This window comes from Streptomyces sp. NPDC003284 (assembly GCF_053589675.1).
In genome coordinates this window covers 88,765-101,656 of sequence record NZ_JBSFSI010000016.1, presented here as the reverse complement: position 1 = coordinate 101,656, position 12,892 = coordinate 88,765, and the positions used below count along the sequence as shown (strand labels likewise).

The window sequence follows — 12,892 nt, the reverse complement described above, 5'->3', positions numbered from 1 at the left end:
GGTCAGCTCTCCTCGTGGGGCGATGCGGTTACCGGGGGGTCGGTGCGGACGGTCCATCGGACTTCGGCGATGTGCAGTTCCCGTCCGGACACCAGGTCGGCCGCGGAGCCCCGGCACCCCGGGCACCACAGGGACGGGGGGACGCCGGTGGCCCACTCGGTGTCGCAGCTCGCGCAGCGCGCCCGCCCCGGCACCTGCTCGATGCACAGCCGGGCGCCCTCCAGGACGGTGCCCGCGGCGGCGAGCTCGAAGCTGAAGCGCAGTGCCTGCGGCACCACGCCCGCGAGTTCCCCGAGCCGCAGGGACACGGACGAGGCGGCAACGTGTCCGTGCTCCGCCGCGGCTTCCTGTACCTGCTCCACCACGGCCATCGCGATCGACAACTCGTGCATGCGGATTCCCGGGGTGTGTGAGGCGGCCGGTGCCGGACCGGCCGGTGTGCCAAGGGGAGGGGGACCTGCGGAATCGTCCGGCGCGAGCGTCGCTGCCGGACCGCCAGGACAGGAACGTTACGACCCGGACCTCGGCTCGGTGCTCATGTGACACGCCGCGCCGCCGATCGGTCCGGTCTGTCGCCGGTCCGCTCCGCCGGGCTCTCCAGCAGCAGGGCCAGCAGTTCGTCGACGGCCAGGAGCGCGGGTCCGACGGCGGCGGCGACCGGTGCGGACAGTCCCATGTGCTCGTCCAGCGAGGCCGGTTCGCAGCCCACGACAAGGATCCGGCCCACCGGGCGGCGGACGCCGTTGGCGGTGGCGAGCTCGCCGAGGAGGGCCAGTACCGAGCCGGGGTCCATGCCGTGTCCGTCGAGGCCGCTCCCCCGGGCCGGGGCGTCCGGGTCGTGCTCGATCCGGTAGACCGTGCCCGGCGGGCCGTCGCCGTGCATGGTGTCGATCAGCAGCAGGCCGTCGTAGCCGTCGAGGAGCCGGTAGGCCAGGTGCATGCCGCGGATGCCGACGTCCATCAGCTCGACGCCCTCCGGCAGCCCGCCCCGGATCCGCAGCCGCCGCGCCACCTCGACGCCGAAGCCGTCGTCGCCGAGGAAGACGTTCCCGATGCCTGCCACGAGTACCCGCACGTCTTGGCCACCTCCTGAGGACGACGACGCTCACGGCGGCCAGGATCCTCCGGGGCGGGGGCACCGGCGCCTCGCACCACCTGGTTGCGCGCGGTCTTCACCCGTCTGCGCCGGGAAGGATCGCGGGCGCCCGTCCTCCCCGGTCCGGCGGCGTACGGCACGGGCCCTGTCCGGCGGCCGGTCCCGGCGCGCCGCGGATGCGCCCCCGCCGCTGTCGCCCGTCGTTCCCCTGAACGGCTCAACGCGACAGCGCTGGAAGGGCGGGAACGCGTGAGCGGAGTGACCGTGGTGGAAGGAATGGCGCACGCACGGTGACGAGGAGGCGGGATGACGAAGGCTCCGGTCGAGGGCGGTCGCGCGCGCACCGGCGCGACGGCCGCCCCGGCGCTGCCGCCGGACCGGGCGGGACGCGCCCTGGAACAGCTCGGTGCCGTCGCCGACGCCGTCCTCTACGAGGGATATCTGCTCTACCCGTACCGCCGGTCCTCGCCCAAGAACCGGGTGCGGTGGCAGTTCGGCGTCCTCTTCCCCCGGGACTGGGTGGAGCGGGACGGCCCGGTCGAGCCCGGTATCTCGGGGTCCGCCGACTCCTGGTACCAGCAGACGGAGTGTCTGCTGCGCGTGGAGCGGCCCGGCGCGGTGGTGCGGGTGCGGGTGCGCTACCTCCAGTGGCAGCACAAGCAGGCCGAGGAGGCCGTCGAGGGAGAGCGCTGCCGTCCGGTCGCGTCGATCCGCGCGGATGACGGCACGACGCATCTCACCTTCGACGAGGCGGTGCCGTGCGAGCACGAGATCGTCGTCCCGCTCGACGACCTGCTGGTACGCGAGAACGTGTTCCCGGTGGGCGCGCCGGACGGCGAGGACGTCGAGCCGCTGCCCGGGGGCGCCGGACGGGTGGTGCGGCGGCGCGCAGCCGTCCGGGCGAGCGCCGGTGTCGTGGCCGAGCGGGTCGCCGACGGCGTCTGCCGGCTCCGGATCCGTACCGAGAACACGGGCCCCGCTCCGGTGCCGGGCGTGCCTCGCGGCGAGGCGCTGCGCACCGCGCTGATCGCCGCGCACACGCTCGTCGGCGGAGACGGTGTGCGGTTCGTCTCGCTGATCGACCCGCCGGAGGAGCTGCGGCTCCACGCCCGTGCGTGCCGCAACGCGTTCACGTTCCCCGTGCTCGGCGGCGAGCCGCCCACGGCCGGTCGTCGCGCCCCGGGTGCCGCGGGCACCGGTGCCGGGGACGGGTCCGCCGCGGACGCCGTGCTGTCGGCGCCGATCATCCTCCCCGATCACCCGCAGGTGGCGCCCGAGAGTCCGGGTGATCTCCACGACGCCGCGGAGATCGACGAGATCCTGACGCTGCGCACCCTGCTGCTGACCGACGAGGAGAAGCGCGAGGCACGTGCCACCGACCCGCGTGCCGCCCGGATCCTCGACCGGGTCGAGACCATGCCGCCGGAGATCCTCACGCGGCTGCACGGCGCCATCCGCTCACTGGAGCCGACCCCGGCCCCGGCCCCGGCCCCGTCCGCAACCCGGCCGGTGGCACCGGCTGGGGCCCCCGCCGGCCGGGTGGTGTGGTGGCAGGAGGGCGCCGACGACGGACTGTCGCCGACCACCGACACGGTTCTCGTCGACGGGACCCCCGTACGGGGCGGCAGCCGGGTGCGGCTGCGCCCGCGCGGCCGGGGCGCCGACGCCCAGGACATGTTCCTGGTCGGCCGGACCGCCGAGGTCGCGGCGGTCCTCCACGACGTGGACGGCAGCGTGCATCTCGCCGTCACGCTGGACGACGATCCCGCGGCGGAGCTGAACAGCTGGTACGGCCGCTACCACCACTTCCGGCCCGACGAGGTCGAGCCGCTCGGACCACCGGCCGACGGGCCGGGGAGAGGACGGCCCGATGGCTGCCCCTGAGACGCTGAAGCCTGATCACCGGACGGCCGGGCGGCTTCGACAGGCCGGGCACCCGGGACGGGACCCGCAGCAGGCCGCGGCGGGCCGTCCGCACCCCGGCGCGCCGGACCCGTCGTCCGCGCCCATCCTCGTGGCACCGGTGCCCGCGGCCTGCGACCGGCGCCGGGACCGACCGGAACGGAGGCCCACAGCATGAGCAGCGACAGCAGCACACACGACGCGGCGCCCGGACCGGGCGGGTCCGGGGAGCACGGCGGCTTCGACGAGGTCACCATCCTGTGGATCTCCGAGGGCATGAGCTGCGACGGCGACACCGTCTCGCTCACCGCGGCCGGTCAGCCGGCCATCGAGGACCTGGTCCTGGGCCTCGTTCCCGGTCTGCCCAAGGTGAACCTGCACAACAAGGTCCTCTCGCCCACCCTGGGCGGCGAGGAGTTCCTGGCCCCGTTCCGCGCGGCGCTGCGCGGCGAGGTGGCGCCGTTCATCCTGGTCATCGAGGGTTCGGTCCCGAACCAGGACATCATCCAGGGCGACGGGTACTGGACCTCCTTCGGCAACGACGAGGTGACGGGCGAGCCGCTCACGCTGAACTGGTGGATCGACCGGCTCGCCCCGAAGGCGTGGGCGGTGGTCGCCGCGGGCACCTGCGCGACGTTCGGCGGCATCCACGCCATGGCGGGCAACCCCACCGGCTCGATGGGGCTGGCCGACTACCTGGGCTGGGAGTTCAGGTCGCAGGGCGGCCTGCCGATCGTCAACGTCCCCGGCTGCCCCATCCAGCCGGAGAACTTCATGGAGACCCTCGTCTGGGTCCTCCACCACGCCGCGGGCACCGCGCCGCCGCCCCCGCTGGACCACATGCTGCGCCCGCAGTGGCTGTTCGGGCGGACCGTGCACGAGGGCTGCGACCGCGCCGCCTACTACGAGCAGGCCGACTTCGCCAAGGACTACAACTCCCCCAAGTGCCAGGTGAAGGTGGGCTGCTGGGGACCGGTCGTCAACTGCAACGTGCCCAAGCGCGGCTGGATGTCCGGCATCGGCGGCTGTCCGAACGTGGGCGGCATCTGCATCGGCTGCACCATGCCCGGATTCCCGGACACCTTCATGCCGTTCATGGACGAGCCCGCGGGCGGCAGCCTGTCGTCCCTCCTCATCAAGCCGTACGGCGCCTTCATCCGGCGGATGCGCGGCATCACCAACGCCGCCGTCAACCGCGAGCCCAAGTGGCGCCGCAACGAGCCGGCACTGACCTCCGGCTACGACCCGTACTGGCGCGCGTGAGACCGCGCGCCGCACCGACCGACGACCGCACCGAGCAGCGAGGGCAGGAACACACATGACCACAACCGAGGACCGGGCCGGTACCGCCGGGCGGAAACCTCCGCAGATCGTGGACATGAACTGGGACCCGATCACCCGGATCATCGGCAACCTCGGGATCTACACGAAGATCGACTTCGCCAACCGCGAGGTGGTGGAGTGCCGCTCCACCTCGTCGCTGTTCCGCGGCTATTCGGTCTTCATGAAGGGCAAGGACCCGCGCGACGCCGGTTTCATCACCTCGCGCATCTGCGGCATCTGCGGCGACAACCACACGACGTGTTCCGACTACGCCCAGCAGATGGCGTACGGCGTCAAGCCGCCGCCGCTGGCCGAGCACATCGTCAATCTCGGCGAAGCGGCCGAGTACATGTTCGACCACACCATCTTCCAGGACAACCTGGTCTTCGTGGACTTCTGCGAGGCGATGGTCAAGGCGACCAACCCCGGTGTCCTGGCGCGCGCGGAGCGCACCGAGGCACCGCGCGGCCAGGTGCACGGCTACCGGACGATCGCCGACATCATGCGGGCGTTCAACCCGTTCGAGGGCGAGGTCTACAAGGAGGCCCTGAAGATCAGCCGGGTCACCCGGGAGATGTTCTGCCTGATGGAGGGCCGGCACGTCCATCCGTCGACGCTCTATCCGGGCGGCGTCGGCACGATGCCGCAGCCCAGCACGTTCACCGACTACCTGTCCCGGCTGATGGGGGTCCTGGACTTCGTCAAGCAGGCCGTGGCGATGAACGACGACGTCTTCGACTTCTTCTACGAGGCCCTGCCCGGCTACGAGGAGGTCGGCCGCCGCCGCATCATGCTCGGCTGCTGGGGCGCCTGGCAGAACCCCGACGTCGTCGACTACCGCTACGAGACGATGAACGAGTGGGGCAAGGCGATGTACGTCACCCCCGGCATCATCGTCGACGGCAAGCTGGTCACCAACAACCTCGTCGACATCAACCTCGGCATGCGCATCCTGCTGGGCAGCTCCTACTACGAGGACTGGGCCGGTCAGGAGCCGTTCGTCACCCACGACCCGCTCGGCAACCCCGTCGACATGCGCCACCCGTGGAACCAGACCACGGTGCCGCTGCCGCAGAAGCGGGACTTCGACTCCACCTACAGCTGGGTCATGAGCCCGCGGTGGTACGACAGCAGGAGCGGCGACCACCTGGCCCTGGACACCGGCGGCGGCCCGCTCGCCCGCCTGTGGTCGACCGCGCTGAACGGCCTGGTCGACACGCCGTACATCAAGGCCACCGGGCAGAGCGTCAAGATCTCGCTGCCCCGCAGCGAGAAGCTCCCGGAGACCACGCTGGAGTGGCGCGTCCCCCGGTGGAGCAACACCATCGAACGCAACCGCGCCCGCCCCTATTTCGTCGCCTACGCCGCCGCGATGGCGCTCCAGTTCCTGGAGGAGGCGATGGGACTGGTGCGGACCGGGCAGACCAAGGTGTTCGAGAACTTCGAGGTACCCGACGAGGCGATCGGCTGCGGCTTCCACGAGGCCGTGCGCGGGGTGCTCTCGCACCATCTGGTCATCAAGGACAAGAAGATCGCCAACTACCATCCGTATCCGCCGACCCCGTGGAACGCCAGCCCCCGCGACAGCTACGGCACTCCGGGGCCGTACGAGGACGCCGTCCAGGGCCAGCCGATCTTCGAGGAGAACGGTCCGGACGACTTCAAGGGTGTCGACATCATGCGCACCGTCCGCAGCTTCGACCCCTGTCTGCCCTGCGGGGTGCACATGTATCTCGGCAAGGGCAAGACGCTCACCACCCAGCACTCCCCCATGTACGGGGCCTCCCATGGCTGAGCCGGTGCGCACGCCGCCGCGGCTCGGCGACGGCGAGGTCGCGGCACGGATCGCACGCGTCGACGAGCTGTTGGAGAAGGTCGAGCACGCACCCGGCCCCACGGCCCACGCGGCCGTGGACGCCGTACGCGCGCTCACCGAGGTGTACGGCGAGGCCCTGGCCAGGGTCCTGGACCACGCGGACCACGCGCTCACCGGACACCTGGCCGCGGACGAGCTGCTCGGTCATCTGCTGGTGCTGCACGGCATCCACCCGGAGCCGCCCGCGCGCCGGGCCGCCCGCGCCGTGGAGCGGCTGCGCCCGGTCCTCCAGGAGCGGGGCGGCGACGTGGAGCTGATCGACGTCGACGAGCGGGCCGCCCGGATCCGGCTGAAGACCCCCGGCTGCGGATCCGGCTGCGGGTCCGCGTCCGCCGGCGTCGAGGAGGCCGTCCGGGAGGCCGTGCTGACGGCGGCACCGGAACTGACGGCGGTCGAGCAGGTGCCGGAGGCCGGCGCGGGCGCGTTCGTCCCCCTGGAGGCGCTGACGCGCCGGCCGGACCAGCGCCAGGGCGTGTCGTGACCGGCACGCTGGCCCGGCTCATCCGCTCGTCCGCCGACCGGCCCACCGGCGGCCCGGAGGAGCGCTGTGACCTGTGCAGCGAGCCCGTCGCCGCCGACCACCGCCATCTGTACGACACCGGCCGCGAGGAAGCGCTGTGCGCCTGCCAGGCGTGCTCGCTGCTGTTCGCGGAGAAGGAGGCCGGTGACGGTCACTACCGGCTGATCCGGCGGCGCCGACTGCGGCTGCCGCCGGTCGAGACCGGGCCGCTCGGGGTGCCCGTGGGGCTGGCCTTCTTCGTGCCCCGGGCGGACGGCACCGTGTCGGCGCACTACCCGAGCCCGGCGGGGGCCACCCGCTGGGAGGTGGATCCCGCGGCCTGGCGGGAGGCGGTCGCGCGGTGTAACGATCTCGCCTCCGTGGCACCCGAGGTGGAGGCGCTGCTGGTGAACACCGCCCGCGAGCTGCGCCACCACTGGATCGTGCCGGTCGACGACTGCTACCGGCTGGTCGCGCTGGTACGCCGGGAATGGCGGGGCCTGTCCGGCGGCGGCCGGGTGTGGCCCGCCGTCGAGCAGTTCTTCACGGAGCTGACCGAACGGCCGTGAACGGAACAGGCGGCCCGCTCGTCCCGCGGGCGCCGGAGCCCGGCAGATCCGACAGGAAGGAACATGTCATGGGCGAGATCAGGATCGGCAAGCCCGATGTGCGGCCCGACACCGCCAGTCATGTCTCCGGTATCCGGCAGGGCAACGCGGGCCCGTACCGGAAGCAGCCCGGACACCACGAGGACGGCACCTCCGACGCGCGCAGGTCCACCGGGGTGCACTGGAAGCAGCACGACACGGTCATGGAGGTCATGCCGGACCTTTCCCCGGGGTGACCGGAGGACCGGACACATAAGGGCGTCACACGTAAAGGCGTCACACGTAAGGGCGTCACACGTAAGGGCGTCACTGACACGAGCGAGCAGGGAGAGGCCATGACGGCCAAACGGATTCTGACGGCTGAGGCGGTGCTGCTGGGCGGCGCCGTCCTGGCCCTGCTGATCTCCGAGCTGCCGGGAGTACGGCGTGAGCTGCGCATCTTCCGCATGGTCGGCTTCCGCGGCGCCGCCCGGGGCGCCCGCTAGGTCCCGCCCGGAGAGACCCGAAGGGCGCCGGTCGGACCGGCGCCCCGGCCTCGTGCCCGAGCGGGGAGGCGAGGGGGGCCGGCCCGGTGCGGGGCGGCGTCAGGCGGTGACCAGTTCGGTGACGTCCTCCGGTGCCGGGGGGACGTCGGTGAGGCAGCTCGCCAAGGAGCAACGCGCTCGTGACACGCGCGAGCGCACGGTGCCGACCGGGCACCCGCCGAACGCGGCGGCCTCCGCGTAGGACAGACCGAGGAGCTGGGTGAGCACGAAGGCCTCCCGCCGGTCCGGCGGCAGCCCGTCGACCAGCTCCATCAGGGCGACACCGTCGTCGAAGCCGGGCAGCCCCTGGGGCTGGGACCGCTCGGCGGCGCCTTGCCAGTCGGCCGTGTCGGCGATCCGGGGTCGTACGGCGGCCTGCCGCAGGCTGTCGGCCACCACACGGCGTGCGATGGACAGCAGCCAGGTACGGGCCGACGACCGGCCCTCGAAACGGTGCAGGCTCGACAGGGCGCGCAGGAACGTGTCCTGGGTGAGGTCGTCCGCCGCTTGCGCGTCCTTGGCGAGGTAGGTCACGAAACGGCGCACGTCCCATTGGAGTGCGCGCACGAAGCGTTCGCTGGCGTCGCCGTCACCGCGCGCGGCGGCGAGGGCGATGGCGGTGACCGTGTCGTCGGCCACCGCGGGCAGGGCAGGAGTCATGGCCCGAGGTCCCTTCTCGGATCCCGCTGGGCGCGCACGACAGGCCGACGGCACAGGTGTCCGGAGACCTGAGGCGCGTCGCGGGAAGGCGGAGGAAAAGCCGTGCCGCTTCAGGGAGCGTGCACGGGGGCGCATCCGGGCAGCGCTCGGCCGCCGGACGCGTGGCACGGACTGTCATGCGACAGTGCGCGCTCCCGGGGGACCTCGGGTGGTGAGGGTGTGGACGAGCAGCCGCGCGCGCAGGCGTCGCACGGCGGCGACGGCACGACGGGGCGGCGAGGGCACCTGGGCGGCCGGCAGTACGGCGAGGACCAGCCGCAGCGGTACGAAGGTCCGGTCGGCCACGGCCCGCAGGACGCGGAACACCGCGCGCTCCCCCTGGGCCAGCCACACACCGCACACCAGGGCGGCCAGCACGTGGACAGCGAGCATGCCCCATGAAGCCGTACCCGAGATGCCACCCATGTGGTGCATGCCGGCCATGGCCGCCGGGCCCGCCGTTCCCGCCATGTCGTGTGCCATCGCGCCGTGTCCGTGCGACGACGGCACGGGCGTGCCGTGGGTGAGCCCGGTCCGGACCGCCAAGTCGTATGCGCGGGCCGCCACTTCGGGCGACGGGTCGCCGCACAGCATGTGGCGGGCCCACTCCTGGGGGCTCACCGACGGGGTGCCGGGCGCCGCGGACCCACGCGCGGCCGACTGGGCCAGAGTGAACACGACGTGCAGACACGTCTGCACCGCGAGCGTCAGCACGACCACCGTGCCCCGGCGGCGCTCGCTTCCGGCGAACGCCCAGCCGGCCAGGGCCGTACCGAGGAGAGCCAGGGCCAGTACCGGCCACGGCAGCGGGGAGCCGGACATCAGTACATGGCCCGCGGCGGCGAGCACGACACACACGGCCGCGAACATCGCGGCGCGCGAGAGGCGTGACACCCGGCTGACGGACACGGCGACATCTTGGCACCCTCCGCGCGCACCGTGCCGTACCGGGTGGGGAAGACACCCGATCGGCCAGATACCTGTCCGGAACACCGCGCCGGACACACGCGGCGGGCGCCCGGCGTCCGGTCTCGCCCGTCGGAGTGACACCCGCGACACAGGGGAACCGGGGCGCGGTCCCGGCCGACTCGTGGAGGACCGGGGCCGGCCGAGAGCCGGACCCGCACGCACACAGCCGGAGACGCACGGATGTCTCCCCGTTCCAGGAGTTGCGCCATGAATCGAATCGACTACCGCGTCAGCGGCATGACCTGCGGGCACTGCGCCGCCGGTGTCACGGCGGAGGTGAACGCCGTCCCCGGCGTCACCGAGGTGTCCGTCGACCTCAAGAGCGACACGGTACGGGTGACCGGGACGAGTCTCGACGACACGCTGCTGCGCTCCGCCATCGAGCGCGCCGGGTACGAGGCGGCTTCCTCGGTCGCTGTCTGAGGGAGGCGTACGGTCCCTGTCCATCAGTTCAGCGCGGCGCCGGGGACGCGGAGGCCAGCGGTTCGGCGGCGTAGCTGATCCTGACCACGCCGTCGGCCTCGCGGCGCGCGGACGCCGACACACCGAAGACCTCGGCGAGCACGGCCGGGGTGAGCACGTCGAGCACGGGACCGGCGGCCACGACGACACCCCGGTCCAGCACGACGAGGTGGTCGCAGAAGCGTGCCGCGAGGTCCAGGTCGTGCAGGACGGCGAGCGTGGTGGTGCCGGTGGAGCGGATCAGGTGCAGGAGCTCGAACCGGGCGCGGATGTCGAGGTGGTTGGTCAGCTCGTCCAGCACCAGCAGACGGGGCTGCTGGGCCAGTGCCCTGGCCAGCAGCACCCGTTGGCGTTCGCCGCCGGACAGTGACGCGTGGTCGCGGTGGGCGAGGTGGCGTACGGCGCACAGGTCGATGGCGTCCTCGACGGCGTTGCGGTCCCCCGGTCCGTCACGTCCCAGCAGTCCGTGGTGGGGCGCGCGGCCCAGGGCGACGGTCTCGGTGACCGTGAGCCCGCCGGTGCCCGCCGTACCGTCCTGGAGGACGGCGGCGGTACGCAGAGCGGCGGCGCGGGGGCTCAGCCCCCAGACATCCTCACCGCCCACCCTGACCGCACCGCCGTCGGGCCGCAGGGAGCGGTAGACGGCGCGCAGGAGCGTCGACTTGCCGCTTCCGTTGGGCCCGACCAGACCGACGAGGTCACCCGGACGGGCCTCCAGTTCCACGCCGTGGAGGATCGGGTGCCGGTCGAGCGTGACGTGGAGATGGTCGACGGTGAGACGCATCGTGTGTTCAGTCCAGACCCTTGTCGCGGTGCAGCAGCCACAGGAAGAACGGGGCGCCGAGGAGCGCGGTGAGGATGCCCAGCGGGAGTTCGTCGGGGCGGTTCAGCGTGCGGGACAGCAGATCCACGAGGACCAGGTGGACGGCGCCGAGCAGGGCCGACAGCGGCAGGAGTCTGCGGTGGCCGGCGCCGACGGTGAGCCGTACCAGGTGCGGGACCATCAGGCCGACGAAGCCGATGCCGCCCGCGACCGCGATCACCGAGCCGGTGAGCAGCGCGCTCAGCAGCAGCAGGACCGTACGGAGCCGGTTGACGTCGGTTCCCAGGGAGGTGGCGGTCTCGTCCCCGGCGAGGAGCACGTCGAGCCGACGGCCGAACAGGGTGAGCAGCACGGTGGAACCGACGACGACCGTGGCGACGGCGGGCAGTTGGTGCCAGTGCGCGCCGGCCACGCTGCCGAGCATCCAGAACATGGCGGTGCGCAGTTCGGTGGGCGTCGCCCGGAGCTGGATGTAGCTGGTGGCCGACAGGAAGACGTAGCCGATCGCCACCCCGGCCAGGACGAGCCGGGTGGGGGCCATCCGGCCGTGGCGCCGGCCGAGCCGGAACACGAGCGCACCCGCGACGACCGATCCGGCGAACGCGGCGGCCGGGACACCGAGGCCGTACAGGGCCGCTCCGCCGCCCAGGGTGATGACGAGGACGGCGCCGAGGGTGGCGCCGTAGGAGAAGCCGAGCACGGTGGGGTCGGCCAGCGGGTTGGCGACCACGGTCTGGAGCACCCCGCCGGACAGGGCGAGTCCGGCTCCGGCGAGGGCCGCGAGAACGACGCGCGGGGTGCGGAACGTCCAGACGATCTGGTCGGTCGCGATGTCGTCGGACGCCGGTCCGAGGCCGGTGACGTGGTGCCAGACGATCCGCCACACCTCGCCCAGCGGGACGCCGACCGCGCCGATGCTGACGGCCACCAGCATGACGGCCAGCAGGGCGACCGGAAGGACGCAGAGCGCGAGGACGGCCCGGTGGCGGTCCGGTGACGTCAGAACGCCTCCGGGTGGAGCTTCTTCGCGAGGCGCTCCACGGCCAGATCGTTGTCGGGGCTCAGATAGATCGAGTCGGACAGCGTCACGTACGTGTGGTTCTTCGCGGCCGGCCACTGGGGGAACTCCTTGAACAGTTTCTCGGCGTAGGCCGCGGGGTCCGGGTCCTGGTAGGCGATGACGACGAGCGCGTCGACGTCGGTGGCCGCCACCTTCTCCTTGCTGAGGTCGGCGAACGATGTCTTCGACGCGTTCTCGAAGACGTTGGTGGCGCCCGCCCTACCGAGGATGTCGTTGTAGATTCCCTTGGCCACGACGGCGCTGAAGTCGTTGCTGCCCATCGTCATGTTCGTGAACAGCATCATGACGTTCGGCTTCTTCCTGCCCTTCACCTTCGCCGAGACGGCGTCGATGTGCCTGCGCGAGGCGGCGATGATCCGCTCCGCACGGCCGGACACGTGGAAGATGCGCCCCATGTCGCGCAGCAGGCGGTAGCTGTCCTCGATGGTGAGCCGCGAATTCTCGTCGTGGCAGCCCTGGGGAGATATGTAGGTGCGCGCACCGACGTTCTTCAGTTCGTCGCGGGTGGCGAATCCGTTCCTGGCGTCGAAGCCGTACGACGTCGTCGACAGGACGAGGTCGGGGCGCAGTCCGATCATCGACTCACGGGGGACGCCGAAGGCGTCGTTCTGCCGGACGCCACCGGTCGGCAGCTTCTTGATCGCCTCGGCGCGGCCGGGTACCTCGGACATGCCGTACGACTGCTGGTTCGCGGCGATCCTGTCGCCGAGGCCGAGTGCGAGCAGCGTCGAGACCTCGGCGACGGAGGCGCCGTTCATCACGACGACCCGGCTGGGCGCCTTGTCGAAGACCTGGGTCGTGCCGCAGTTCTCGATCTTCACGGGGTAGCCGGAGGCCGGGGCGGCGCCTCGCCCGGCGGCCGTTCCGTCGCCGCCTGACGCAGACGCAGGGGGCGATGTATCCGATGTCCCGGATGTGCCGCCGCACGCGGCGGCGGTGAGGCTCAGGGCCAGGGCGGCCGCCGCGGCGGCCAGTCGTCTCGGGGCGGGCATACGTGTGCTCCTTCGGCATACGGACGGCAGGGGCTGTT

Annotated in this window: 15 protein-coding genes; 8 read left to right on the top strand and 7 right to left on the bottom strand. The window is 72.3% G+C overall.

From position 1 onward, the window contains the following. Positions 1-2: 2 nt before the first annotated feature. Together hypA and ACWDYF_RS28345 are read right to left on the bottom strand one after the other, a co-directional pair. The gene (gene hypA, locus ACWDYF_RS28350; RefSeq protein WP_389469360.1) at positions 3-392 is read right to left on the bottom strand and encodes a hydrogenase maturation nickel metallochaperone HypA; all 390 of its coding nucleotides are present in this window, start codon (positions 390-392) and stop codon (positions 3-5) included. Positions 393-535: 143 nt separating this feature from the next. Next, the gene (locus tag ACWDYF_RS28345; RefSeq protein ID WP_389469357.1) at positions 536-1,075 is read right to left on the bottom strand and encodes a hydrogenase maturation protease; all 540 of its coding nucleotides are present in this window, start codon (positions 1,073-1,075) and stop codon (positions 536-538) included. 327 nt (positions 1,076-1,402) lie between these two features. On the opposite strand from ACWDYF_RS28345, the gene ACWDYF_RS28340 reads away from it, so the two are divergent. The 7 genes from ACWDYF_RS28340 to ACWDYF_RS28310 all read left to right on the top strand — a co-directional run bounded on the left by ACWDYF_RS28340 (position 1,403) and on the right by ACWDYF_RS28310 (position 7,789). Then, the gene (locus tag ACWDYF_RS28340) at positions 1,403-2,980 is read left to right on the top strand and encodes a hypothetical protein (RefSeq protein ID WP_389469355.1); all 1,578 of its coding nucleotides are present in this window, start codon (positions 1,403-1,405) and stop codon (positions 2,978-2,980) included. 192 nt (positions 2,981-3,172) lie between these two features. After that, on the top strand, positions 3,173-4,261 hold the full coding sequence (locus ACWDYF_RS28335) for an NADH-quinone oxidoreductase subunit B family protein (RefSeq protein ID WP_389469352.1): 1,089 nt from the start codon (positions 3,173-3,175) through the stop codon (positions 4,259-4,261). A 55-nt stretch (positions 4,262-4,316) separates the two neighbouring features. Beyond that, positions 4,317-6,116, top strand: a complete 1,800-nt coding sequence (locus ACWDYF_RS28330) for a nickel-dependent hydrogenase large subunit (RefSeq protein ID WP_389469350.1) — start codon at positions 4,317-4,319, stop codon at positions 6,114-6,116. Further along, positions 6,109-6,678: a NifU family protein gene (locus tag ACWDYF_RS28325; RefSeq protein WP_389469348.1), complete on the top strand. Its 570-nt coding sequence runs from the start codon at positions 6,109-6,111 to the stop codon at positions 6,676-6,678. The genes ACWDYF_RS28330 and ACWDYF_RS28325 overlap by 8 nt, the downstream gene beginning before the upstream one ends. Further along, positions 6,675-7,265, top strand: a complete 591-nt coding sequence (locus tag ACWDYF_RS28320; protein ID WP_037890766.1) for a DUF5947 family protein — start codon at positions 6,675-6,677, stop codon at positions 7,263-7,265. The genes ACWDYF_RS28325 and ACWDYF_RS28320 overlap by 4 nt, the downstream gene beginning before the upstream one ends. Positions 7,266-7,333: 68 nt before the next feature. Next, positions 7,334-7,540, top strand: coding sequence for a hypothetical protein (locus ACWDYF_RS28315; protein WP_018567807.1), 207 nt, complete (start codon positions 7,334-7,336; stop codon positions 7,538-7,540). Positions 7,541-7,639: 99 nt separating this feature from the next. After that, the gene (locus ACWDYF_RS28310) at positions 7,640-7,789 is read left to right on the top strand and encodes a hypothetical protein (RefSeq protein WP_018567806.1); all 150 of its coding nucleotides are present in this window, start codon (positions 7,640-7,642) and stop codon (positions 7,787-7,789) included. 99 nt (positions 7,790-7,888) lie between these two features. Here ACWDYF_RS28310 and ACWDYF_RS28305 read toward each other — a convergent pair whose 3' ends face one another. Together ACWDYF_RS28305 and ACWDYF_RS28300 are read right to left on the bottom strand one after the other, a co-directional pair. Beyond that, positions 7,889-8,488 carry a sigma-70 family RNA polymerase sigma factor gene (locus ACWDYF_RS28305; protein ID WP_037890764.1) on the bottom strand — a complete coding sequence of 200 codons (600 nt, stop codon included), beginning with the start codon at positions 8,486-8,488 and terminating at the stop codon, positions 7,889-7,891. Between the two features lie 174 nt (positions 8,489-8,662). Then, positions 8,663-9,436, bottom strand: a complete 774-nt coding sequence (locus ACWDYF_RS28300; RefSeq protein ID WP_389469344.1) for a hypothetical protein — start codon at positions 9,434-9,436, stop codon at positions 8,663-8,665. A gap of 267 nt (positions 9,437-9,703) precedes the next feature. Here ACWDYF_RS28300 and ACWDYF_RS28295 point away from each other — a divergent pair, with 267 nt between their 5' ends. Next, positions 9,704-9,919 carry a heavy-metal-associated domain-containing protein gene (locus ACWDYF_RS28295; protein WP_389469341.1) on the top strand — a complete coding sequence of 72 codons (216 nt, stop codon included), beginning with the start codon at positions 9,704-9,706 and terminating at the stop codon, positions 9,917-9,919. Positions 9,920-9,947: 28 nt separating this feature from the next. On the opposite strand, the gene ACWDYF_RS28290 is transcribed toward ACWDYF_RS28295, so the two are convergent. The 3 genes from ACWDYF_RS28290 to ACWDYF_RS28280 form a co-directional block, all read right to left on the bottom strand. Then, on the bottom strand, positions 9,948-10,742 hold the full coding sequence (locus ACWDYF_RS28290; protein WP_389469339.1) for an ABC transporter ATP-binding protein: 795 nt from the start codon (positions 10,740-10,742) through the stop codon (positions 9,948-9,950). A 7-nt stretch (positions 10,743-10,749) separates the two neighbouring features. Then, the gene (locus tag ACWDYF_RS28285; RefSeq protein WP_389469335.1) at positions 10,750-11,715 is read right to left on the bottom strand and encodes a FecCD family ABC transporter permease; all 966 of its coding nucleotides are present in this window, start codon (positions 11,713-11,715) and stop codon (positions 10,750-10,752) included. A gap of 65 nt (positions 11,716-11,780) precedes the next feature. Next, positions 11,781-12,854 carry an ABC transporter substrate-binding protein gene (locus ACWDYF_RS28280; RefSeq protein WP_389469332.1) on the bottom strand — a complete coding sequence of 358 codons (1,074 nt, stop codon included), beginning with the start codon at positions 12,852-12,854 and terminating at the stop codon, positions 11,781-11,783. Positions 12,855-12,892 lie beyond the last annotated feature (38 nt).

What these genes read in the sequence shown, in the direction of transcription:
- ACWDYF_RS28330 (WP_389469350.1), top strand. Translation starts at nt 4,317, where the DNA reads ATGACCACAACCGAGGACCGGGCCGGTACCGCCGGGCGGAAACCTCCG.
- ACWDYF_RS28305 (WP_037890764.1), bottom strand. Translation starts at nt 8,488, where the DNA reads ATGACTCCTGCCCTGCCCGCGGTGGCCGACGACACGGTCACCGCCATC.
- ACWDYF_RS28315 (WP_018567807.1), top strand. Translation starts at nt 7,334, where the DNA reads ATGGGCGAGATCAGGATCGGCAAGCCCGATGTGCGGCCCGACACCGCC.
- ACWDYF_RS28280 (WP_389469332.1), bottom strand. Translation starts at nt 12,854, where the DNA reads ATGCCCGCCCCGAGACGACTGGCCGCCGCGGCGGCCGCCCTGGCCCTG.
- ACWDYF_RS28310 (WP_018567806.1), top strand. Translation starts at nt 7,640, where the DNA reads ATGACGGCCAAACGGATTCTGACGGCTGAGGCGGTGCTGCTGGGCGGC.
- ACWDYF_RS28340 (WP_389469355.1), top strand. Translation starts at nt 1,403, where the DNA reads ATGACGAAGGCTCCGGTCGAGGGCGGTCGCGCGCGCACCGGCGCGACG.
- ACWDYF_RS28325 (WP_389469348.1), top strand. Translation starts at nt 6,109, where the DNA reads ATGGCTGAGCCGGTGCGCACGCCGCCGCGGCTCGGCGACGGCGAGGTC.
- ACWDYF_RS28285 (WP_389469335.1), bottom strand. Translation starts at nt 11,715, where the DNA reads ATGCTGGTGGCCGTCAGCATCGGCGCGGTCGGCGTCCCGCTGGGCGAG.
- ACWDYF_RS28295 (WP_389469341.1), top strand. Translation starts at nt 9,704, where the DNA reads ATGAATCGAATCGACTACCGCGTCAGCGGCATGACCTGCGGGCACTGC.
- hypA (WP_389469360.1), bottom strand. Translation starts at nt 392, where the DNA reads ATGCACGAGTTGTCGATCGCGATGGCCGTGGTGGAGCAGGTACAGGAA.
- ACWDYF_RS28335 (WP_389469352.1), top strand. Translation starts at nt 3,173, where the DNA reads ATGAGCAGCGACAGCAGCACACACGACGCGGCGCCCGGACCGGGCGGG.
- ACWDYF_RS28290 (WP_389469339.1), bottom strand. Translation starts at nt 10,742, where the DNA reads ATGCGTCTCACCGTCGACCATCTCCACGTCACGCTCGACCGGCACCCG.